The sequence below is a fragment of the Micromonospora sp. KC606 genome (assembly GCF_004348675.1).
Classification (GTDB): Bacteria; Actinomycetota; Actinomycetes; order Mycobacteriales; family Micromonosporaceae; genus Micromonospora.
Genome location: NZ_SMKN01000020.1, coordinates 1 through 21,990 on the forward strand (window position 1 = coordinate 1; position 21,990 = coordinate 21,990).

Genomic DNA, 21,990 nt, shown 5'->3' on the forward strand with positions numbered 1-21,990 from the left:
CACCGGCCCCGCACCGCCACCGGCCCGCTCCCCCCGCGCCACCTGCTCGGCAACCACCCGCGCGGTCAACGCCGGCGCCCCACACACGTCCAGCACCGCCAGCGCCAACTCCGCAGGCAGGTCAGCCGGCAGCACCGCCGCGATCGACCGCGCGAACAGCACCGCGTACCCGTCGCACGGCACCTGCTCGCTGCGCCCGTCCCAGCGCGTCAATCCGTCGAGGATCCGCAGCGGCGTCAACGTCAGCGACACCAGCGTCGCCACCCGGTCGCCGACGGCCAGCCCCAGCGGAGACCGCCGGCCGACCTCATCCACCGTGCCGATCAACATCCCGCCGGAGCCCGTCACCGGGTTCTGCATCTTGCCCCGAGTCGAGATGATCTTCAGCACCTCGGCGCGGACCTTCTCCCCGTCGCCGCCGTGTTTCTCCGACAACTGCCGGAAGCTCGCCGCGTCCAGGTTCAGCCGCTCCACCCGGATGCGCACCTCGTTCGGGGCGATCCGCAGGTCGGTGTCCAACCGCCACGCCGCCTGCGGCAGTACCCCCGCCGGTTCCACAACGCGGTGCAGACCCACCGGTGACGTCACGCCGACCTCCCCTGTCAGCCGCTCGAAGCCCCGGCCAGGGCTCGCATCGCGGGAAAACTTACGGCAGACTAATTTCTTCGCCGGATATTTTCCAGTAGCCTACGGGCCGCTGATCATCCGCACCCACGCACCGAGGAGGGGCCGTGACCCAGACCCAACCGGTTGAGACCATCCCTCAACCCCGTCACGCCCCGGTCGCCGCACCGACCGCCGGGCAGCCGTACGAATACCGCCGCAGCCCCCTGGTCGAACCCGACTGGACCCGCTTCCCCGGCTGGCGCCACATCACCCGCGAGCAGTGGGAGAACGCCCAGTGGCAGCGCGTCAACTGCGTCAAGAACATCAAGCAGCTGCGCGGCATCCTCGGTGACCTCGTCGACGAGACTTTCTACGCCGACCTGCAAGCCGACCAGAAGGCCCTGGCCACCATGTCCATGCTGGTCCCGCCGCAGATGCTCAACACCATGGTCCCGGTCGACCCCGTGACCACCGAGGCGTTCCTCGCCGACCCCATTCGGCGCTACATGATCCCCGTCGCCTCCGACCGGCGCACCGACTGGCCGTCCCACCCGTACGCCAGCCGCGACTCACTCCACGAACACGACATGTGGGTCGCCGAAGGCCTCACCCACCGCTACCCCACCAAGGTCCTCGCCGAACTGCTCTCGACCTGCCCGCAGTACTGCGGGCACTGCACCCGGATGGACCTGGTCGGCAACTCCACCCCCGCCGTCGACAAGCTCAAACTCACCCTCAAGCCCGTCGACCGCTACGACGCCCACATCAGCTACCTCAAGGCCCACCCCGGCGTCCGCGACGTGGTCGTCTCCGGCGGCGACGTCGCCAACGTCCCCTGGCGTAACCTCGAGTCCTACCTGATGCGGCTGCTCGAGATCGAAACCATCCGCGACATCCGCCTCGCCACCAAGGCCCTCATGGGCCTGCCCCAGCACTGGCTCCAGCCCGACGTCGTCGAGGGCCTGGAACGCGTCGCCCGCACCGCCGCCCGCCGCGGCGTGAACCTCGCCATCCACACCCACGTCAACCACGCCCAGTCGCTCACCCCACTGGTCGCCAAGGCCGCCCAGACCGCCCTCGACGTCGGCGTCCGCGACGTCCGCAACCAGGGCGTGCTCATGCGCGGCGTCAACGCCACCGCCTCCGACCTGCTCGACCTCTGCTTCGCCCTCCAGGGCGAGGCCGGCATTCTGCCGTACTACTTCTACCTGTGCGACATGATCCCCAATGCCGAGCACTGGCGCGTCCCCGTCTGGCACGCCCAGCAACTCCAGCACGACATCATGGGCTACCTGCCCGGCTACGCCACCCCGCGGATCGTCTGCGACGTCCCCTTCGTCGGCAAGCGCTGGGTGCACATGCTCACCGAGTACGACCGGGAGCACGGCATCTCGTACTGGACCAAGAACTACCGCACCTCCATCGAGTCGGCGGACCTGGAGGCGCTGAACAAGCGCTACGCCTACTACGACCCGATCGACACCCTGCCCGAGTCCGGGCAGACCTGGTGGGACATCCACCGCGACGACTGACCAACGCAGGCCGAGGCCCCGTCACCGGCGTGGTGACGGGGCCTCGGCACATCCGGCGGCGTGTCCGGTCAGCGCGTCGCGTCCCGAACGTCCTCGCCGCCCTCCTGCTTCCCGGCCTGCCCGGCGCGGGCGGCACTCTGCTGTTGAGCGCCCTCGGCACGCAACCGCTCGTTGTCGGTGACGTCGCCGATCCGCTCCCTTGCCACGCCGGCCAGCTCCTCTGCCTTGCTCTTCGCCCTGTCGGTGACCCTCATGTCGCCTCCTGCCGTTGCTGCCGGCCGTCCACGGGACCTCTGACCCCGTTCTCCTGTCGCGTGCCCGATCAGGCGTGGTCGAAACGGCGTTGTCGCCTGGCGTCTGAGGGCAGGGCCACGTGCTGTATCGCGTCCTAGGACGATAGGTTGGAACCTGCGCAGCGCGAAGCGGTCAGTCCATCAAAACGACCTCAAGTGACGGTAAGTAGCAGCGGCGAACGCACGCGAGCCGGGCCGTGCAGTCGGCGACGACCTCCGTAAGCCACCCGATCGCGTCACACGACCATGCGGCCAGTTCCCCACGCACACCACCCGTGGCGGGGCGGGCGAGCCGTGCCAGGAACTGTCGTGAAACGGCGATGGAAGGCCCGACCGGCGAACTCGGCGAACCACGCGACCGTTCGGATTGCCGGCACCGGCGCGTCGGCGGACGCCCTGAGGGGCCGAGGTGGTCTCGGCGCAGCGTCGACGGGTACTCGCCGCCGCTCACCCGCCACCGGGCGATCGGTTTCTCCGCCACGTCCGGGTTCACGTCCCGTACGGCTTCCTAGGACAATAGGTGGGTTGGTGGCTGCCGAGCCGGGACGGCGACGAACTGATTGACTGGGGGGATGAGCGAGATCCTCCTGGTCCGGCACGGTGAGACCACCTGGAGCGCCAACCGCCGACACACCTCGTACACCGACCTGGAGCTGACCCCCGACGGCGAGCGCCAGGCCCACGCGCTCGGCGGCGTGCTCGTCGGCCGGCGCTTCGCCCGGGTGCTGACCAGCCCGCGCCGGCGGGCCGTGCGCACCGCGCAACTCGCCGGGCTCATGGTCGACCGGACCGACGACGACCTCGTCGAGTGGAACTACGGCGAGTACGAGGGACGCACCACCGCCGACAACCACGCCGACCACCCGGACTGGAACCTCTGGACCGACGGCTGCCCGGGCGGCGAGTCCCCCACGCAGGTCGGCCAGCGGGTCGACCGGCTGCTCGCCCGGGTCACGCCCCTGCTGGACCGGGGTAGCGTCGCGCTCGTCGGGCACGCCCACTGCCTGCGCGTCGTCGGCGCCCGCTGGATCGGCCTGCCGCCCTCCGGCGGCGGAAAACTACGGCTGGACACCGCCACCGTCTCCGTCCTCGGATACGAGCACGGCCGGCCGGTCATCCTGCGCTGGAACGGTGGCTGAGCAGCTACCCTACCGGCCTGTCACGCAGCCTTGGCCGGGGCAATCGCGGCGCGCGCTGGCGGCCCGCCCACTGCACCTGCCCAGCGTCGCGGGGGGCGGTGAGCGGCCTGCCCCGGCCTGCCCCGGCGCCCAGCCTCTGGCCTCACCCAAGGTTCTCTGACTAAAGTCAGAGGATGGATGCGGCGCAGATTGACCAGGTGCGGCGGTTCAACCGCACCGTCACCGAACGCGTGGGCGTGCTCCACGACCGCTACCTGGGCCGCGACCGGCCGATCGGCGAGGCCCGGCTGCTCTGGGAGATCGGCGAGGCCGGCTTGGACGTGCGGCTCCTGCGTGAACGGCTCGGACTCGATTCCGGGTACGTCAGTCGGCTGCTGCGTTCCCTGGAAACCGACGGCCTGGCGACAGTGGAGCCGCAACTGCGGGACAGGCGTGTACGCACCGTCCGGCTCACCGAGAAAGGCCGAACGGAGCGCGCCCTGCTTGATGGCCGCAGTAACGAACTGGCCAGTTCCCTCCTCGAGCCACTCAATACCCCACAACGCGCCCGGCTGGTCGCGGCCATGGCCGAGGTCGACCGGTTGCTGACCGCCGCGACGGTCACTCTGGCCGTCGTCGACCCCGACCACCCCGACGCCCGGCACTGCCTGTTGTCCTACTTCGCTGAGCTTCGGCAGCTCTTCGAGACCGGCTTCGATCCCGCGCGCAGCCTGCTGCCCGACGCGGGCGAGCTCCGGCCGACTCGCGGCCTGTTTCTGGTCGCCCGGCTGCATGGCGAACCCATCGGTTGCGCCGGCGTGAAGCTGCCGCCCGGGGCGCCGGCAGAGATCAAGCGGATGTGGGTCGCCCCCCAGGCCCGCAGACTCGGCCTCGGCCGCCGGCTCCTGACCGAACTGGAGACCCGGGCCGCCCGGAACGGCTGTGACACGTTGCGCCTGGACACCAACAAGGCGCTAACCTCCGCGATCAACCTCTACCACTCCTTCGGCTTCCAGGAGGTCCCCGCCTTCAACAACGAGCCGTACGCCCACCACTGGTTCGAGAAACGGGTCACCGCACCGTCGTACCCGACCGAGGCGGCGTGACAAGCCGCTAGCCGGCGTCGCGCGCGCGGCGCCCCGACTCCCCCAGCGGGATCTTCGGCGGACGCCCCTCGTACGGGGTGGAGAGCACCACCGTCGTGCGGGTCGTGACGTTCGCGGCGGTGCGGATCTCCTGGAGCACCCGCTCCAGGTCCGCCGGACCGGCCACCCGCACCAGCAGCAGGTAGAAGTCCTCCCCCGCCACCGAGTAGCAGGAGTCGATCTCCGGCAGGTGGGCCAGCCGCTCCGGGGCGTCGTCGGGCTGCGACGGGTCGAACGGCCGGATCGCCACGAACGCCGTCAGTGGCAGGTCCAACGCCTCGAAGGAGACCTTCGCGGCGTACCCGTGGATCACGCCGCGCTGCTCCAGCCGGCGGACCCGCTGGTGCACGGCGGAGACCGACAGCCCCACCCTCTCGGCCAGGTCGGTGTACGACAGCCGGCCGTCAGCGGTCAGCGCGGCGACGATGGCACGGTCGATCTCCTCCACGGCGTGCAACCTACCGCGTGCGGTGGCCCCACGCGTGCCGGCCCCGCCGGAGGTGACGGTCGGCGCAGCGCGCGATCACCGAAGGTTGTGGTGCCGGGGTTGCCCTCCTCCGTCCATGTCGAGGGCCGGCGGGGTCGCGACGGCCGCCGGGGCAGGTCAGCCCTTCGCCAGGGCCCGCGAGATGACCAACCGCTGGATCTGGTTGGTGCCCTCGACGATCTGCAGCACCTTCGCCTCCCGCATGTACCGCTCGACCGGGTGGTCGGTGACGTATCCGGCGCCGCCGAGCACCTGCACCGCGTCGGTGGTCACCCGCATCGCCACGTCGGTGGCGAAGAGCTTCGCCTTCGCCGCTTCGATGGAGTACGGCCGGCCGGCGTCGCGTAGCCGGGCCGCGGCGAGCGTCAACGCCCGCGCGGCGGAGAGCTGCGTGGCGTGGTCGGCGAGGTTGAACCCGAGCCCCTGAAAGTCGACGATGGGCCGGCCGAACTGTTGGCGTTCCCTGGCGTAGCCGACGGCGTAGTCCAGCGCCGCCTGGGTCAGGCCCACCGCACAGGCGGCGATGCCGAGCCGGCCGGAGTCCAGCGCCGACATGGCGATGGTGAAGCCCATCCCCTCGCCGCCGACCAGCCGGTCGGCCGGCACCCGGGCGTCGTCGAAGGCGATCTGCGCCACCGGGGAGGCGTGCAGGCCCATGGTCCGCTCGGCGGCCTGCGGCAGGATCCCGGGGGTGCCCCGGTCGGCGAGCAGACAGGAGATGCCCTTCGGGCCGGGCCCGCCGGTACGGCAGAAGATGTTGTAGAAGTCGGCGGTTCCGGCGTGGGTGATCCACGACTTGGTGCCGGTCACGACGTACGAGTCACCGTCGCGTGCAGCCCTGGTGGTCAACGCGGCGGCGTCCGAGCCACCCTGTGGCTCGGACAGGCAGTACGCGCCGAGCAGCTCCCCGCCGAGCATGTCGGGCAGCAGCTCGCGCTGGGCGTCGCTGCCGAACTGGGCCACGGGGTGGCAGGACAGGGTGTGCACGCTGACCGCCTCGGCCACGGCGAGCCACCGGCTCGCCAGGATCTCCAGCACCTGGAGGTACACCTCGTACGGCTGGGCGGCGCCGCCGTGCTCCTCGGCGTACGGCAGGCCGAGCAGCCCGGCCCGGCCGAGGGTACGCAGCACCTCGCGGGGGAACTCGGCGCGCGCCTCGAAGTCGGCGGCCCGCGGGGCGAGTTCGCGGTCGGCGAGGTCGGTGGCGAGGTCGAGCAGGTCGTGGGCCTCGTCGGTGGGGAGGAGCCGGTCGATGGTCATGGCGCGGTGAGCTCCGTCAGGGGGTGGTGGTGGTGAGCCGCTGGACGCCGTCCGCATGGCAGACGACGGTCTCCTCGGTCCGGACGCCGTGTCGCCCGGACCGACGGGGCCACGACCGTGGGTACGGTCCGTCGCCGCCGGGGTGGTCGACGATCCACACCCCCGGCGGCCGGAGGCGCCTCGGCGGCTGGCCGGGCGTACGGGTGCGGCTGGTCGGATCCCACCCCGCTAGCTTAACGGTCGTTTGGTAGAGGGCGGAACCGACCGGCCGGTTCGCCCGTTGCCCGCCCGGATACGGTGTCCGGTGCGGTCAGGGACCTGGCTTTGCCCGGTCGCCGCCAGCACGGCGCGGGTGGGAAGGATCGGGTATGCGTCTTCACGTTGGGTGCGCGATGTGGACCCACCGATCGTGGCAGGGCCGACTGCTGGCGCACCCACTGCCGCCCACCGAGCGCCTGCGCCACTACGCCCGCTGGTGCACCGCGGTCGAGGGGAACACCACCTTCTACGCGACCCCCAGCAGGGACGCCGTGGCGTCGTGGGCGCAGCAGACCGACCCCGGCTTCCGGTTCCTCCCCAAGCTGCCCAAGCTGGTCACCCACGAACGCCGGCTCGCCGACGTCGACGAACCGCTACGCGCCTTCCTGGACGCGATCGAGCCACTCGGGCCACGGACGCACGCCCTCTGGATCCAGCTGCCGGGCTCGTTCGGCCCCGCCGACGTCCCCACGCTGGCCCGTTTCCTGCGCCGGCTCCCCACCTCCCACCGGTACGCCGTGGAGGTCCGTCATCCGGCGTTCTTCACCGACCCCCGCGCGACGCGACAGATCGAAGGCGTGCTCACCGACGCGCAGGCCGAATGGATCCCCTTCGACACCACCGCCTTCTTCGCCAGCCCGCCGACCAGCGACGCCGAACGGGACGCCTGGACCAGGAAACCGCGGCTGCCGCTGCGGTCACGCGCGCTGACCGACCGGCCGATCGTGCGCTACCTCGGCCGGGACGACCACGGCCGAACGGTCGAGGGCTGGCAGCACTGGATCGACGTCGTCGTCGGTTGGCTGCGCGAGGGTCGCTCCCCGACCATGTTCGTCCACACCCCGGACAACGCCGACGCGCCCCTGCTCGCCCGCCGCTTCCACGACGACGTGCGGGCGCGCGTACCGAGCCTCGAGGTCCTGCCACAACCGGTGCCGGTCGAGCCGGCGACCCTTTTCTGACGCGCTTCCCCCACGACCGGTCCCGACCGGTAATGCCGGCGCCTCGCGCCGACAAGTACTCCCGACGAACCGAGTTGTGGAGGTGCGATGCAGAGCCCTGAAGGACGGATGACCGACCTGTTCGGTCAACACGCGGACGATGTCCATGCGTACGCCCGGTGGCGGGTCGGCGACGACGAGGCCGGCGACGTGGTGGGTGAGGTCTTCCTGGCGGCGTGGCGGTCGCTGGCCTCCCTACGGCCGGGTGAGGAGCGCGCCTGGCTGTTCGGGACGGCGCGCAGAGTGGTTCTCTCCCGGCGCCGGCAGGGCGCGGCCCGGTCGGCGCTGACCCATCGGTTGACCGCGCTGCACGACCGTGCCCCCGCCGACGGGATGGCCGAGCAGGTGGCGCTGACCGACCGGGTACGCCAGGTGCTCGACCTGCTGAGCGACGCCGACCGTGAGGCGCTGGTCATCGCCTCCTGGTTCGACCTGAGCCCGGTGGAGGCGGCCAAGGCCCTCGGAGTGTCCCGGCCGACGTACGCGGTACGGCTGCATCGCGCGCGGAAGCGCTTCCGGGCGGCGTTCCACCGGATGTCCCCGGACCGACCCGCCGAACTCCCCGACGGCGCCTACCCGACGCCCGCACGAGAAGGAGCACGATGAACATCGACGAGATGATCAAGGCTGCTCGCCCTGCCCGGCACCCGAGCTGGTCGGAAGGGCCGCAGGCAGAGCGAGTGCTTCGCGGTGTCCTGGCGGATCCCGCGTCCCCGCGTACCGGGGCGCCGCGCTCCCGGTGGGCACGGCCCGCGCTGGTGGCCGTCGTCGGCCTGGCCGGGGTGACCGGGCTCGCCGGGGCGGCGGTGCTCGCTCTCGCCCCGGAACCGCCACCGGACTGGAAGGTTCCCGGCAACTCGATCGCCTGCGCCGCCGAACGCACCAAGGACGCCGACCTCTCGATCCGGGCCTGGCGGGCCGGCGACGACCCGGTGGACACCTGCCGCCAGGACTGGATCAGCCGTACCGGCGCGGCGCCGGAGACGCTCTACTCCTGCGTCTTCATGAAGGACGGCAGCGGCGGCGGGGTGATCGTGATCCCGGGTGACGGGATCGGCACCGCCGCGCAGGCGTGCGCGACGGTGGGGATGTTCGTCGCCCCGGCGAACCTCACCCCGGCACCGGCCAACACGAACATCCCCACTCGCCCGGCCCCGGGTGGTGGCGAGTGAGGCGCGTGTCGCGGCTCGGGCTGCTGACCGTCGCGGTACTGGTGGCGCCCGGCGCCGCCGTCGTGTCCGCCGCCGAACGCATCTCGGGCGACCGGCCGGCCGACTCGACCGGCGTGGGCTCCGTCGCCACCCGCCCGGCACCACCCTTCGCCGGCATCCGCCGCCTCGAGACCGACCCGAACGATCGGAGAACGGCCGACCTTGCTACGTCGGCGGAGCCGGATCCGAGCCCCCAGACCTGGGCGGTGTCGTTGCGCGGCGTGAACCGCGCCGGCCGGCCGGCTGTCGACGGGCAGTCCGGGTACGGCGTCTACGACCTGGACACCGCACGCCAGGTCGCGTTCGGGCAGCTCGGCCCGGACAGCGTGGTCGAGCTACCGGCTGGACGGTACGCGGTCCGGGCGACGATCCTGACGCCGGAAGCCCCGGACGGCTCCCCATCGCGGACCATGGCCGTCCAACCGGAGATCACCGTGGCGGGGCCGACGGAGGTGGTCCTCGACGCGCGCCCGGCCAAACGGGTCACCGTACGCCTCGACCACGCGCGAGCGGTGCCCGTCAGCGCCAGCGTCACCGTCCTGCAGCGGGCGTCCAACGGCCGGTTCGTCCGGCACGAGTTCGGCGATGTCAACCTCGACGACCGCCCCTTCTTCGTGACCCCGACTCCGCAGCGGGCCGACACCACCTCGTACGTGTACACCGTGTGGCGCAGCGCCGCCGACGTCTACAACCTGGTACACCGCACGGCGGGACGGGTCCCGGACCGGCTCGACCTCCGCGTCCGCGCCGGTGACCTGGCCGCCGTACGCACCACGTACGCGGCGCAGGGCGTTGGTGCGTGCGGCGGCACGTACATCGGGCCGATCTTCCGCAACGGCCCGGCCACCGTGGCGTTCGGCACCAACTTCGCGTTGCCGACCCGGCGCACGGAGTACTACCTGCCCGATCCGGAGGTCTCCTGGTACACCCAGTTCGCCCAGGCCGCGGACTGCACGTTCACAGAACTGGACGGGCAGACGGGCGCACCGCGCGCATACCAGCGCGCCGGGACGTTCCAGGAGATCTGGAACGCCGCGCCGCTGACCCCAGCGGTGTCCGGCCCCGCCGGTGAGCCGCTGGCGACGCGGGACGGTGACGTGGTGACCGTACGGCTGCCGCTCTACTCCGACACGCACCGCCGGCGCGTCGACTTCGGCGGCCCCTACCCGGGCGTGACGGGCGGGCTGACGCTGACCGCCACGGGCATGACCCCGTGCGTGACCGACACGGTCGAGCCGCTGACCTGCGTGGTGCCGCCAAATGCGCGCGACTTCCTGCTGACCGCCACGGCGACGCGTAAGGTCCCCTGGTCGGTTCTGAGCACCCGGACCCGAACGACGTGGACGTTCCGGTCCGCCACCAGCACGGGCCCGCTGCCGCTGACCGGAGTCCGCTACGACATGAAGCTCGACGACCGCAACCGGGCACCGGCCGGGAGACCCTTCGGGTTCACCGTGGCGACGGATCCACCGGCGCCGACCGCGACCCTGTCCGCCTCCACCGACGGCGGTGACACCTGGCGGAATATTCCGCTGACACCGAACGGTGACGGATGGCGTGCGCTGGTCACCAACCCGGTGCGCGGCGGCGTGTCACTGAGGTTCACCGCTACCGACCCGTTCGGGCGGACGGTGACCCAGCAGGTGGACGACGCCTACACGGTCGGCTGACCTGCTGATGCCGCTCGGCGATCCACCCCGGCGTGCCGCACCGGGGTGGATCGCCGAGCGGCCCGACCGGAACGTCCGCGGTGACGCCCGCCGGCCCGAGCATCGGCGGGGCCGGCGGCCACACCCCGGGACCAGCTCCCGCGCGTTCCACCAGCGGTCGCTGCTCGGCGTCGACGTCGACACGTCTGGGCGCGGCCGGCCAGCTGGCCACCCTGCCGTTGCGCTGGTAACCGGGCGGCCGGCCCGTTGTCGGCCCGCCGACCGGCCCGCGCCGATAGCCTGGCGCCAGGGCGACGAAGGGCGGACACGGTGGCACAGGACCGGGCAGCGGCACGCCGACGACGGCTGCTGTGGGCCGGCATCCTCGCCCTGGTCGGGCTGGTGCTGCTGGTCCTGGGGTTCACCGTCGCCGACGGTCCCATCGCCGGCCTGGAGGTGGCGCTGGCCATCGCGCTGCTGGTGACCAGCTACGCGGTGCAGCGCGTCGCCCGCCGCGAAACGCTCTACGCCGACGAGGAGCACGGTTGACGGGTTGCTGTGGATCACGCCGACGCGCGTCCCCCACGTCGTCGCACCGCTGTGCCAGGCTGTCGGCGTGGCACAGCTATCCCCGATCCTGCTGATCGACGCTCCCAGTCTCTACTTCCGGGCCTACTTCGGCGTCCCCGAGTCGGCGGCGAAGACCACGCACGGCCAGCCCGTCAACGCCGTCCGCGGCTTCCTCGACATGCTGGCCCAGCTGGTGCGTACCCGCCGGCCGGGCCGGATGGTCTGCGCGCTGGACCATGACTGGCGGCCGGCGTGGCGGGTGGAGCTGCTGCCGTCGTACAAGGCCCACCGGGTCGCCCCGGAGGGCGGCGAGGTGGTGCCCGACACCCTCTCCCCGCAGGTGCCGGTGATCCTCGACGTGCTGGCGGCGATCGGCATCTGCGCCGTCGGGGCCACCGGGTACGAGGCCGACGACGTGCTGGGCACGCTTGCGGTGACCGAGTCCGCCCCGGTGGAGGTGGTCTCCGGCGACCGGGACCTGTTCCAGTTGGTCGACGACGCCCGGCCGGTCCGGTTGCTCTACGTAGGCCGGGGCGTGGCAAAACTGGAGGCCTGCGACGAAGCGGCGGTCCGCGTCCGTTACGGCGTCCCGGCCAACCGGTACGCCGACTTCGCCGCCCTGCGGGGTGACCCCAGCGACGGGCTGCCCGGTGTGCCGGGGGTGGGTGAGAAGACGGCTGCCCGGCTGATCGAACGCTACGGCGGCCTGGACGGCATCCTCACCGCGCTCGACGAGCCGGGCTCCGGTTTCGCGCCGGGGCTGCGCACCAAGCTCGACTCCGCCCGCGACTACCTCGCGGTCGCGCCGAAGGTGGTCCGGGTCGCCACCGACATCCCGCTGCCGAAGTTGGCCACCGCGCTGCCGACGGCGCCCGCCGAGCCGGAGCGGCTGCTGGAACTGGCCCAGCGGTGGAACCTGGCGGGCTCCTGCCGTCGCCTGGTCGACGCTCTCGCCGCAAACGACTGACCCGACCAAAGGGCGTGGCCGGACCGACGACGCGGCCGGACCGACAACGTGTGCGGCGGACGGTGGTATCCCGGTGCCGGGATACCACCGTTTTGCGGCGACCGGCGAACGTACGGGCAGCGTCAGCGAGGCCCGGCGTCGTCGCGGCGGCGGAACGGGAACGGGGTGCCCGGCTGGCCGAGGGTCGTCCGGGGCCGGGCGCGCAGCCCGACCGGGTCCGGGGTGGGCTGCGGCGCCGGCGCGGCCACCGGCTGCTGCTGCGGCGTGTGCCGGGCGTCGAGATAGGCCAGCGCGGCGCGGTCGTCCTCGGTCGGCGCGGCGAGCAGCGCGTAGATGAGGCCGACCACGCCGAAGATCACCGCCAGGATGATCGGGATGAGCAGGCTGGTGACGTCCGCGCCGGTGACCTCGCCGCGCTCCTCGTGCAGGTGCACCGACAGGGCGCTCATGCCGGTGAAGTGCATCCCGTTGACGGCGACGCCCATCACCAGCGCCGAGGCGGCGATCGCCAGGCCACGGCGGACGGTCATCGCCAGCCAGAGCGCCACCGTGGCGGCGACGACGGCGATGAGCACGGAGAGGCCGACCCGGAGGGGGTCGTAGCTGAGGTCGCCGTGGAGCCGCATCGCGGCCATGCCGGTGTAGTGCATGGCGGCCACGCCCAGCCCGGTGAAGAGACCGCCGATGATCAGCCGGGCCGCGTTGAGGCGGCCGGTGCCGACGATGGACAGGCCGATGCCCACCGCGACCACGGCGATGATCGTGCTGGCGGCGGTGAGTGGCACGTCGTAGCGGATGCGGGTGCCGTCGACGGCGAACCCGAGCATCGCCATGAAGTGCATCGCCCAGATGGCGGTGCCGCCGATCGCCCAAGCCGCCAGCAGTCCCCACCACAAGCGCTGGCCACCGCTCCCCGCGGTCCGGATGCGGCTGGCGCAGATCAGGCCGAGGAACGAGCCGAGCACGGACAGGGCGTAACTCAGCGTGGGTGTGATCCACCCGTACTCAAAGTGATTGATCTCCGCCACGCGGTCTTCCCCCCAGTAGTTACCGGCGCGTAGGAAACGCCCGAGCAATGATCGGCGAGGTTCCCAGCGGGTGCAACACCGCCCCCCGAGCAATCCGCGGGGTGGTGCCACGGTCACCGTACGAAGCGTCGAACCCGGGCGGTTGGTGACCGAAAGTGATGATCAGGCGGAGGCGTGGTAGGCCAGCACACCACGGTTGACGGCCGCGATCGCCTGCCGTGCGGTGGCACGCAGCTCGGCAGAGGCGCCACCGGAGTCGGCGAGCTGACCGAGCAGGTCGACCACCTGCCGCGCCCAGCGGACGAAGTCGCCGGCAGGCATCTCGCCGTCGATCTGGTGGCCGCTGGCGAGCACCTTGGCCAGCGCCTCGCCCCGCGCCCAGCGGTAGATCGGCCAGGCGAAGCCGAGATCCGGCTCCCGGGTGACAGCCAGTCCGCGCTGCGCCTCGTCGGACTCGATCTCACTCCACAGCTTGAGCGTCTCGTCGACGGCGTCGGCGACCGGGCCGCGCGGCAACCCCGCCCGCTCGTCGACGTCCCGGCGAGCCTCGAAGACCACCACGGACACGGCCGCCGCCAACTCGGCCGGGGAGAGCCCATCCCAGACACCCCGACGCAGGCACTCGGCGACCAGCAGGTCCGCCTCGGTCCAGATCCGGCCGAGCATCCGGCCGGCGTCGGTGACGCCGCTGTCGGCGGAGAGGTAGCCGCGAGCGGTGAGCAACGCGACGATCCGGTCGAAGGTACGGGCCAGGGAACCGGTACGGCCGGCAACCCGCTGTCGCAGCTCCTCGGTGTCCTTCTCCAGCCGGCGACGCCGCTCGGCCCAGCGGGCGTGCTCCTCCCGCTCCGGGCAGGCGTGGCAGGGGTGACGGCGCAGCTCGGTACGGAGCTGGCTGACCCGGTGGTCCTCACCGGCGTCCTGCCGGGACCGGCCGCCGCGACGACCGCCGTGCCGGTCCAGCCCGGTGCCGCTCACCGCGGCGGCCAGGTCCCGCCGGGCCGCCGGGGAGCGGTGGTTGAAGTGCTTCGGCACCCGGATCCGGGCCAGGACCTCGGCCGGGGTGGTGAAGTCGCCGGGACTGACCCGGCCCGCCCAGCGGTCCTGGGTGAGCACCAGCGGACGCGGCTCGCCGAACCCACCGGTGGCCGGATCGAGCACCACTGCGAGCCCCGCCCGGCGCCCGGTGGGCACCCGGATCACGTCGCCGATCCGAAGCCGCTCCAGCGAGGCCACCGCCGCCGCCTTGCGCTGGACCTGTCCCTGCCGGGCCAGGGCGCGCTCGCGGTCGGCGATCGCGACCCGCAACGCGAAGTACTCGTCGAAGTCGCCGTGGTGGCAGGCGGCCTCCGCACCGTACGCCTCGATGGTCTCGGTGTTGCGCTGCACCTGCCGAGCCAGGCCGACCACCGACCGGTCCGCCTGGAACTGCGCGAACGACGACTCCAACAGCGCCCGGGCCGGCTCCGCGCCCACCGAGCCGACGAGGTTGACCGCCATGTTGTACGACGGCCGGAAGCTGGAGCGCAGCGGGTAGGTGCGGGTGGAGGCCAGCCCCGCGACGTGCCGCGGGTCCGTCTCCGGGGACCAGACCACGACGGCGTGCCCCTCCACGTCGATGCCGCGCCGACCGGCGCGGCCGGTGAGCTGCGTGTACTCCCCAGGGGTGAGGTCGACATGGGCCTCGCCGTTGAACTTCACCAGACGTTCCAGCACCACGCAGCGGGCTGGCATGTTGATGCCCAGGGCGAGGGTCTCGGTGGCGAAGACCGCCTTGACCAGGCCACGGACGAAGAGCTCCTCGACGACCTCCTTGAACACCGGCAGCATCCCCGCGTGGTGGGCGGCGAGCCCCCGCTCCAGCCCGTCGAGCCACTCCCAATAGCCGAGGACGGTCAGGTCCTCGCCGGGGATGGCGGTGACCCGGGACTCCACCACCCGGCGGATCTCGGCGCGCTCGTCCGGGGAGGTGAGCCGCAGCCCGGCGGCGAGGCACTGCTGCACGGCGGCGGCGCAGCCGGCCCGGCTGAAGATGAACAGGATCGCCGGGAGCAGCCCCTCCCGGTCGAGCCGGTCGACGATGTCCGGACGCAGCGGGCCGCGCCAGCGCGGGCCGCGCCGGCCGACGCCCGGGCCGGCGCTGCGCCCCTCCCCCAGCTCCAGGCGGCGCATCGTGTCCCGGGTGTAGCGCAGCAGCTCGGGGTGCACGTCGTGCTTGCGGGCGGCGTCGGCGTCGTGGAACAGGTCGAACATCCGCTTGCCGACCAGCATGTGCTGCCACAGCGGCACCGGGCGGTGCTCGCTGACCACCACGGCGGTCTCGCCGCGCACGGTGACCAGCCAGTCGGCGAACTCCTCGGCGTTGGAGACGGTGGCCGACAGGGAGACCAGGGTGACCGAGGCGGGCAGGTGGATGATCACTTCTTCCCAGACCCCGCCGCGGAACCGGTCGGCGAGGTAGTGCACCTCGTCCATCACCACGTACGCCAGGCCCTCCAGCGTGCTGGAACCGGCGTAGAGCATGTTGCGCAGCACCTCGGTGGTCATCACCACGACGGGCGCGTCGCCATTGATCGCGTTGTCGCCGGTGAGCAGGCCGACCTGTTCGGCGCCGTAGCGGTCGACCAGGTCGTGGTATTTCTGGTTGGACAGCGCCTTGATCGGGGTGGTGTAGAAGCACTTACGCCGGGCCCCGGCCGGGTCGGTCGACCCGGGCGTGCCGCGCAGGGCCAGGTGCACGGCGAACTCACCGACCACGGTCTTGCCCGCGCCGGTGGGCGCGCAGACCAACACGCCGCTGCCACGTTCGAGGGACTGGCACGCCTCGCGCTGGAAGTCGTCGAGATCAAACCCCAGCTCGAGGGCGAACTCTTCCAGGGCCGGGAACTGGGAGGCCTGCGCGGCCCGGCGGCGCGCCGCGGCGTACCGCTCGGCGGGGCTCGACATGCCTCCAAGATTAGTGCGTACGACCGACGGCCACCCGCCAAGGCATCCGGCCGGACAGTCGGCGGGGGTGGGTAGGGTGCACGACGTGCCGGATCATGCCGAACCGCCCCGAACGCCGGGTGCCCCCCGCGACGCCGCCCGTCCGGGTTCCGCCCGCCGAGACGTGGAAGCGGTCCTGTTCGACTTCCACGGCACCCTCGCCCAGGTGGAGGAGCCCCACGAGTGGGTGCGGCAGGCCGCCGCCGCGTGCGGGGTGACCCTGGAACGGATGCGCGCGACCGCGCTCGCCGACCGCCTGGTCACCGCCGGCCGGGCTGGCGGGCCGCTGCCGGCGCGGGTGCCGCCCCGGCTGGCCGAGCTCTGGGCCGACCGGGATCTGTACGAGCACGCGCACCGCGGGGCGTACACCGGGCTGGCCGAGACGGTGGACTCCGGCATCGAGGGCCTCGCCGACGCGCTCTACGAGCGGCTGCTCGTGCCGGACGGCTGGGTGCCGTACCCGGGCGCCGAGCCGACGCTTCGGGCGCTGCGTGAGGCCGGGGTCAAGGTGGCGGTGGTGAGCAACATCGGCTTCGACATCCGGCCGCTGCTCGCCGCCTGGGGTCTGGACGCGCTGGTCGACGCGTACGCGTTGTCGTACGAGGTCGGACGCTGCAAACCGGACCCGGGGATCTTCCTGCGGGCGTGCGGGATGCTCGGCGTGGACCCGGAACGCGCCCTGATGGTGGGTGACACCCCGGCTGACGCGGGCGCGGTGCACGCGGGCTGCGCGGTCCTGGTGCTGCCCTGCGCCGATCCGGGGCGGGACAACGGCCTCGGATCGGCGCTCGACCTTGCGCTGCCCCGCTGACCAGCGGTTAGCGCCGATAACTTGATCATGTTATCCGCGGTTGGGCACGGCGCTAACGCCGGTAGGTTATCGTCGCTGCCATGATCGAGACGTCGGCCCGGGAGCGGATCGTGCGCGCCGCCGCCGCATTGCTGGCCGACGGCGGCCGGGAGGCGGTCACCACCCGCGCGGTGAGCCGGGCCGCCGGGGTGCAGGCCCCCACCATCTACCGCCAGTTCGGGGACATGCGCGGTCTGCTCGACGCGGCGGCCAGCTACGGCTTCGCCGCCTTCCTGCACGCGCAGGCCGCCCCGGAACCCGCCGCCGACCCGGTGGACGACCTGCGGCGCGGCTGGGACCTGCACGTCCGGTTCGGGGTGACCAACCCCGCCTTCCACACCCTGATGTACGGCGAACCGCGCCCCGGCCAGCGCCCCACCGCCGCCCGGGTCGCCGCCGACATCTTCCGGCAACTGGTCGTCCGGGTCGCCGAGGCCGGTCGGCTGCGCGTCAACGTGGACCCCGCCGCGGAGATGATGCACGCGGCGAGCTGCGGTGTGACCCTCACCCTGATCCAGGGCGGTGACCCGGCGCTGTCCACCGCCACCCGGGAGGCGATGGTCGCGGCCGTCTGCGCCGACAGCCCCGCCGCCCGGGCCGTCCGTCCGCCCGACCGGCCGCTCCGGTACGCCGTCGCGCTGCGCGCGGCGCTGCCCGAGGTGGCCGACGACCTGACCGACGCCGAGCGGGCGTTGCTCGGCGAGTGGCTGGACCGGATCGCCCGCCACGACCGGTCCTCGACCACCGAGCCGCTGGCGTCGCGGGCATGAGCAGCACCAGCACGCCGGCAGGAGCCGGAACGCGCCGCCCCACCGGCGGGCGGCTGGGGGCGGTCGGGCTGGTGCTCGGCGGAGCGTTGTCGGTGCAGTTCGGCTCGGCGGTGGCCGCCCTGATCTTTCCGCGGGTCGGCGTGGCCGGCACGGTGACCCTGCGGCTGGCCATCGGCGCGCTGCTCATGCTGGCGGTGTGCCGGCCCCGGCTGCGCGGGCACGACCGGGGCGCCTGGGTCGCGGTGCTCGCCTTCGGGCTCGCCCTGGCCGGCATGAACTCGATCTTCTACCAGGCCATCGAGCGGATTCCGCTCGGGCCGGCGGTCACCCTGGAGGTGTTGGGGCCGCTCACCCTCTCCGTCCTCGCTGCCCGCCGGCTGGCCGCCTGGTGCTGGGCCGGGCTGGCGCTGGCCGGGGTGGCCCTGCTCGGCCAGGGCGGCTTCGACCGGCTCGACCCGGTCGGCGCCGCGCTGGCGCTCGCGGCGGGAGCGATGTGGGCGGCGTACATCGTCACCTCGGCCCGGGTCGGCGGCCGGTTCCCCCGCGCGGACGGGCTCGCCCTGGCCCTCGCGGTGGCCGCCCTGGTCACCCTGCCGCTCGGGCTGCAGGACGGCGGTGACCGGCTGTGGCACCCCGACGTGCTGGCGCTCGGCGCCGGGCTGGCGCTGCTCGCCTCGGTGCTGCCGTACACCCTGGAACTGCTGGCACTGCGTCGGCTGCCCACCGCCACCTTCGCGGTGCTGATGAGTTTGGGCCCGGCGGTCGCCGCGCTCGCCGGCTGGCTGGTGCTCGACCAGGCGTTGTACCTGATGGAGGTGCTCGCCATCGGCCTGGTGGTCGCCGCCAGCGTCGGCGCGGTCCGCGCCGCCGCCCCGGGCGGTACCGCGACAAGCGGGACGACCCGCACGTCGTCGGCGCCGGATCAGGGCGGCGGGTCGCCAGACCCGGCGCTCAGCGCAGCAACCGGACCGCCCCCGGCACGGCACTGATCCGAACCGGCAACTCCGACGCCCGCTCCCCGTCGGCGTACGTGGTGATTCCCTCGGCCGCCAGCTCCACCGTGCGGGCCCGGTACCGGCGCACCATTCGAATGTGTCACGTGGTTGCCGGCGTGGACGCACGGTGTGAGCCGGATCAGGGTGCGCCGGTCGAACCGGCCGCCGACCACCACGTCCAGCAGCCCGTCGGTGGCAACGGCGTCGGGACAGATCCGCATCCCGCCGCCGTAGCTGGCGCCGTTGCCCACCGCCACGAGCACCGCATCCACGGTGTGCTCCACCCCCGTCGAGGCGCAGCGCGTAGCGGCGCGGACGCAGCCGGGCCAGCTCGACCAGAATCGCCAGGTCGTACCGGTGGCGGCCATGGCCCCGAGAGGCTCGAACGCCTCGTGGCCGCAGCCGATCTCTCCTGCCTCGAATGTCACCAGCATGAGCCGGTAGCTGACCTGGTCAACTCCATCGAAAACACGTTCATCGACCTGGAGGCGTGCTTCGCCAATCTTGACCGGCCAGCACCGCCTTCCATTCGCGCCCAGCACGCCGCCGTCCTCGCGGACCAATCCATCCACCTCGTCGCGGCCCTGAAGACTGCGCATCCCGAACTATTTCGTCGATTCATGAAGACGTGGCATGCAAATTAAGTATCCTGCGCGCCTCTATAGCATGGTCAACGTTCAGGAAACCGCTTTTATGAATAGCGCCAGGGTCTCTGACCGTAACCAGACTCCCGCCTCGTTTTGGCCCACATCATCGCTTCTTGTCAAATGCCGCGTCCTACAAATCGATACGGTCGTTGGCCGCTGTCCGCTGCGCGACGATGAGCCCAGACCACATCAGAGGCGAAGATCATGAACAGTCAGGGTGTCATCGTCAAGCGGTGCCGGTGTACGGACCTGGTAACGGGTCGGCGACGGGGCACGTCGTGTCCCCGCCTGGCCGAGCGCGGTCACGGCAGCTGGTTCTTCCACTGCTCGACGCGGAGCCTGCTCGGGCAGACCGAGCGGATCCGTCGGGGTGGCTACCCACCAGAGGCAGCGGCACGCAGAGCGCGCGAGGTTGTCGGGCCAACTGCAGACGGCGGGCGCACTCCAGTAGGCCCACGCCCTGGTCAAGCAGGTTGTGGGCCTGGTGCCAGCGTTCCAGAGTCGTCCGCGCGCGGGGCCCGTCATACAGGGGCGCCTCCAGCACGCCGGCCCAGCAGGTGCTGTGCGCCTTCACCTCACTCAGGGCGGCTTCGCACAGGTTGTGCCACAGATGCCATCGGTCCGCGACCTGCACCGCGGCGGGCAGGGCACGGCGGATGGCCTCGGCATAGGTAGCGGAGCCGGCGCGGCACACGACCTCGACGCCCGGATGCTCACGCAGCCACGCTTCCAGCGTGTCGGCGGTGCGGTCGGGCAATACGTCGATCCGCTCATGGGTCTCGGCGTCGATCACCACCGTGGCATAGCGGTGCCGCCGGCGCAGAGCAAAATCGTCAACGCCGATCACACGAGGCGTCCGCCCCGGCGGGCAACGGGATGCGCAGCAGAGCGCGCAAAGCCGTGTGACGGGACAAGCCCATGGCCAGTATCGCCAGCAGACGCGCCCCTGCCCGGCCCGCCAACTCCTTGACCACAGCCTTGACCTGCTGGGCCTGACCCGATTTGACGGACATCCGAGATCGGGAGCCGGACGGCTCCGGAAGGATGTCCACCATCATGGAGAGCATGGGTAAGAAGCGGTAACGGCCGCGTCGAGCATTCACGGCGGAGTTCAAGGCCGAGATCGTCGAGTTGTGCCAGCGCGGCGACCGCATTGTCGGTCAGGTCGCGAAGGACTTCGACCGGGTCCGGGGTTCGCCCGGACGTGAGCTCAGGCCCAGATCTGGGCGCGGAACTCTGTCGGCGTCAGCCCGTACGCCGACTTGAACGTCCGGGAGAAGTGGGCTGCGTCGGCGAACGACCAGCGCGAGGAGATTGCTGTCACGGTCTCACTGGCGTGTGTGGGGTCTGCCAAATCTGTGCGGCATCGTTCGAGGCGGCGCGTGCGGACAAAGGCGGACACCGACGTCCCGGTGTTCTGGAACAGCGTGTGCAGGTAGCGCACGGAGATGTAGTGGGCGGCGGCGATCGCTGAGGGAGACAAATCAGGGTCGGCGAGGTGCTCCTCGATGTAGGCGTAGATCGCGTCGAGCAGACGTGCCGCGGGCAGCGTCGGGTCCTCGTGGAGGGAGTCCCGCAGCAGGATGTTGACCAGGTCGATGGCGTTGCGAGCCAACCGCCAGCCGGTGGTGGCGTTGACGAGCTCGAGGCGCCCGGCGAGCTGGGAGAGGACGGTTCCGACCATCCCGCCGAGCTGGTCGTCCTTGCTCAGGGCGGTCGCAGTCAGCTGTGCCACACGATCGGTGGAGAGCTCGACCAGGCGCTTGGGGAGGACCGCGACGACCGACCGGATGCTGGAGTCGTCGAACGCGAGGGTGTAGGGACGAGAGGTGTCGTAGACGACGAGGTCGCCTGGACCGAGCACCGCGTCGCGCCCGTCCTGGCAGATGTAGCCGCTGCCCTCCAGCATCAAGCTGAGCTTGTAACAGGGCTCCTTCGCCGCGTCGTCGATCAGCCGCCGAGTGCGCTCGACGACGTGTTCATCGGCGACGATCTCGATGATTTTGAAGTCGTGCGCGGTGGTGGCCCGCGTCGCCGCGTGAAAGTGGTGGGGCCGCCGTGTCGACACCTGGAGGGGCACGAAGGTCTGGCTTACCAGGTCGCGGAAGTCCGCGACGGACTGCCATCGCTGCAGGGGAGTGAGAGCCCGCCGCGCGGGCGTGGTGACCGAGTCGGCATTCAAGGGCATTTCAACCTCCATCAAACGGTGAGTGCCTCGCAGTGTTCCGTCGAAAATGCCGGTGCCGTCAGTGGTACAGGGTCCTCATCTTGTCCGCCGCCGTGTTCCGGGGCACGGCGGCCCAGCCGTGACAACTCCTCACCCACGGCGAACGACCCGTCGGCAGCTCGGGCGACGAACTGGCCGCGTTCGAACTCGCCGAGCACCCGGTGTGTCGTGGAGAGGGGGAGGCCGGCGCGTCGGGCGACGTCGCTGAGGTTCACCGCGGTGTGGTTCTCGTCGAAGGCGGACAACACCGTCATCACACGAGGGACGAGCCCCGGGCCCGAGGGGGGCTCGGCGAGAACGGACATGTCCACCCTCCCTGCTCGGGGCGAACCGTCCTCGCGTGGCGAACGCCCGGCCGACTGTGGTGCTTGTCATCCAGCATCCCGAGGTG

20 protein-coding genes and 3 pseudogenes are annotated in these 21,990 nt (G+C 71.9%); 13 read left to right on the forward strand and 10 right to left on the reverse strand.

Features of this window, described 5'->3' with window-relative positions:
* Positions 1-588, reverse strand: a pseudogene (locus E1193_RS07580) (zinc-binding alcohol dehydrogenase); the annotation flags it as partial.
* Between the two features lie 143 nt (positions 589-731).
* Here E1193_RS07580 and E1193_RS07585 point away from each other — a divergent pair.
* The gene (locus E1193_RS07585; protein ID WP_132181578.1) at positions 732-2,138 is read left to right on the forward strand and encodes a lysine 2,3-aminomutase; all 1,407 of its coding nucleotides are present in this window, start codon (positions 732-734) and stop codon (positions 2,136-2,138) included.
* A gap of 68 nt (positions 2,139-2,206) precedes the next feature.
* On the opposite strand, the gene E1193_RS07590 is transcribed toward E1193_RS07585, so the two are convergent.
* Positions 2,207-2,392, reverse strand: a complete 186-nt coding sequence (locus tag E1193_RS07590) for a CsbD family protein (RefSeq protein ID WP_132181580.1) — start codon at positions 2,390-2,392, stop codon at positions 2,207-2,209.
* A 611-nt stretch (positions 2,393-3,003) separates the two neighbouring features.
* Here E1193_RS07590 and E1193_RS07595 point away from each other — a divergent pair.
* Together E1193_RS07595 and E1193_RS07600 are read left to right on the forward strand one after the other, a co-directional pair.
* Entirely contained in the window at positions 3,004-3,570 is a 567-nt protein-coding gene (locus tag E1193_RS07595) for a histidine phosphatase family protein (RefSeq protein ID WP_132181583.1), read from the forward strand.
* Between the two features lie 173 nt (positions 3,571-3,743).
* Positions 3,744-4,655 (forward strand): helix-turn-helix domain-containing GNAT family N-acetyltransferase, encoded by a 912-nt coding sequence (locus E1193_RS07600; protein WP_132181585.1) that lies wholly within the window; start codon positions 3,744-3,746, stop codon positions 4,653-4,655.
* Between the two features lie 7 nt (positions 4,656-4,662).
* Here the strand turns inward: E1193_RS07600 and E1193_RS07605 are convergent, their stop codons facing one another.
* Positions 4,663-5,142, reverse strand: coding sequence for an Lrp/AsnC family transcriptional regulator (locus tag E1193_RS07605; protein WP_132181587.1), 480 nt, complete (start codon positions 5,140-5,142; stop codon positions 4,663-4,665).
* Between the two features lie 156 nt (positions 5,143-5,298).
* On the reverse strand, positions 5,299-6,441 hold the full coding sequence (locus E1193_RS07610; RefSeq protein ID WP_132181589.1) for an acyl-CoA dehydrogenase family protein: 1,143 nt from the start codon (positions 6,439-6,441) through the stop codon (positions 5,299-5,301).
* Between the two features lie 392 nt (positions 6,442-6,833).
* On the opposite strand from E1193_RS07610, the gene E1193_RS07615 reads away from it, so the two are divergent.
* From E1193_RS07615 to E1193_RS07640, 6 genes are all read left to right on the forward strand, one after another.
* Positions 6,834-7,661: a DUF72 domain-containing protein gene (locus tag E1193_RS07615; RefSeq protein WP_207922619.1), complete on the forward strand. Its 828-nt coding sequence runs from the start codon at positions 6,834-6,836 to the stop codon at positions 7,659-7,661.
* 87 nt (positions 7,662-7,748) lie between these two features.
* The gene (locus tag E1193_RS07620; protein ID WP_132181593.1) at positions 7,749-8,306 is read left to right on the forward strand and encodes a sigma-70 family RNA polymerase sigma factor; all 558 of its coding nucleotides are present in this window, start codon (positions 7,749-7,751) and stop codon (positions 8,304-8,306) included.
* On the forward strand, positions 8,303-8,872 hold the full coding sequence (locus E1193_RS07625) for a hypothetical protein (protein WP_132181595.1): 570 nt from the start codon (positions 8,303-8,305) through the stop codon (positions 8,870-8,872). Before E1193_RS07620 ends, E1193_RS07625 begins: the two co-directional genes overlap by 4 nt.
* Positions 8,869-10,581 (forward strand): hypothetical protein, encoded by a 1,713-nt coding sequence (locus tag E1193_RS07630; protein ID WP_132181597.1) that lies wholly within the window; start codon positions 8,869-8,871, stop codon positions 10,579-10,581. The genes E1193_RS07625 and E1193_RS07630 overlap by 4 nt, the downstream gene beginning before the upstream one ends.
* Positions 10,582-10,890: 309 nt before the next feature.
* Positions 10,891-11,109 (forward strand): hypothetical protein, encoded by a 219-nt coding sequence (locus tag E1193_RS07635; protein ID WP_132181599.1) that lies wholly within the window; start codon positions 10,891-10,893, stop codon positions 11,107-11,109.
* A 67-nt stretch (positions 11,110-11,176) separates the two neighbouring features.
* Positions 11,177-12,097: a 5'-3' exonuclease gene (locus E1193_RS07640; RefSeq protein WP_132181601.1), complete on the forward strand. Its 921-nt coding sequence runs from the start codon at positions 11,177-11,179 to the stop codon at positions 12,095-12,097.
* A gap of 122 nt (positions 12,098-12,219) precedes the next feature.
* On the opposite strand, the gene E1193_RS07645 is transcribed toward E1193_RS07640, so the two are convergent.
* Positions 12,220-13,125: an MHYT domain-containing protein gene (locus E1193_RS07645; RefSeq protein WP_132181603.1), complete on the reverse strand. Its 906-nt coding sequence runs from the start codon at positions 13,123-13,125 to the stop codon at positions 12,220-12,222.
* Between the two features lie 162 nt (positions 13,126-13,287).
* Complete coding sequence (locus E1193_RS07650; RefSeq protein WP_132181605.1) at positions 13,288-16,071, reverse strand: DEAD/DEAH box helicase; 2,784 nt, start codon at positions 16,069-16,071, stop codon at positions 13,288-13,290.
* Positions 16,072-16,156: 85 nt separating this feature from the next.
* Between E1193_RS07650 and E1193_RS07655 the strand changes: the two genes are divergently transcribed.
* The 3 genes from E1193_RS07655 (at position 16,157) to E1193_RS07665 (ending at position 18,719) form a co-directional block, all read left to right on the forward strand.
* On the forward strand, positions 16,157-16,921 hold the full coding sequence (locus tag E1193_RS07655; RefSeq protein WP_207922620.1) for an HAD-IA family hydrolase: 765 nt from the start codon (positions 16,157-16,159) through the stop codon (positions 16,919-16,921).
* A gap of 80 nt (positions 16,922-17,001) precedes the next feature.
* On the forward strand, positions 17,002-17,730 hold the full coding sequence (locus E1193_RS07660) for a TetR/AcrR family transcriptional regulator (RefSeq protein WP_132181609.1): 729 nt from the start codon (positions 17,002-17,004) through the stop codon (positions 17,728-17,730).
* Complete coding sequence (locus tag E1193_RS07665) at positions 17,727-18,719, forward strand: EamA family transporter (protein ID WP_132181611.1); 993 nt, start codon at positions 17,727-17,729, stop codon at positions 18,717-18,719. The genes E1193_RS07660 and E1193_RS07665 overlap by 4 nt, the downstream gene beginning before the upstream one ends.
* Here the strand turns inward: E1193_RS07665 and E1193_RS07670 are convergent.
* Positions 18,682-19,082 (reverse strand): annotated as a pseudogene (locus E1193_RS07670) (sphingosine kinase); the annotation flags it as partial. The gene E1193_RS07665 and the pseudogene E1193_RS07670 sit on opposite strands and share 38 nt — an antisense overlap.
* A gap of 35 nt (positions 19,083-19,117) precedes the next feature.
* On the opposite strand from E1193_RS07670, the gene E1193_RS07675 reads away from it, so the two are divergent.
* Positions 19,118-19,369, forward strand: a complete 252-nt coding sequence (locus tag E1193_RS07675) for a hypothetical protein (RefSeq protein ID WP_132181613.1) — start codon at positions 19,118-19,120, stop codon at positions 19,367-19,369.
* Between the two features lie 421 nt (positions 19,370-19,790).
* Here E1193_RS07675 and E1193_RS07685 read toward each other — a convergent pair.
* The 3 genes and pseudogenes from E1193_RS07685 to E1193_RS07695 all read right to left on the reverse strand — a co-directional run.
* Positions 19,791-20,361: pseudogene (locus E1193_RS07685) on the reverse strand (transposase); the annotation flags it as partial.
* Positions 20,362-20,582: 221 nt separating this feature from the next.
* A complete protein-coding gene (locus E1193_RS07690) occupies positions 20,583-21,560 on the reverse strand; it encodes a helix-turn-helix domain-containing protein (protein ID WP_132181615.1) in 978 nt (325 codons plus the stop codon).
* 11 nt (positions 21,561-21,571) lie between these two features.
* A complete protein-coding gene (locus E1193_RS07695) occupies positions 21,572-21,853 on the reverse strand; it encodes a helix-turn-helix domain-containing protein (protein WP_165945675.1) in 282 nt (93 codons plus the stop codon).
* Between the last annotated feature and the right edge of the window lie 137 nt (positions 21,854-21,990).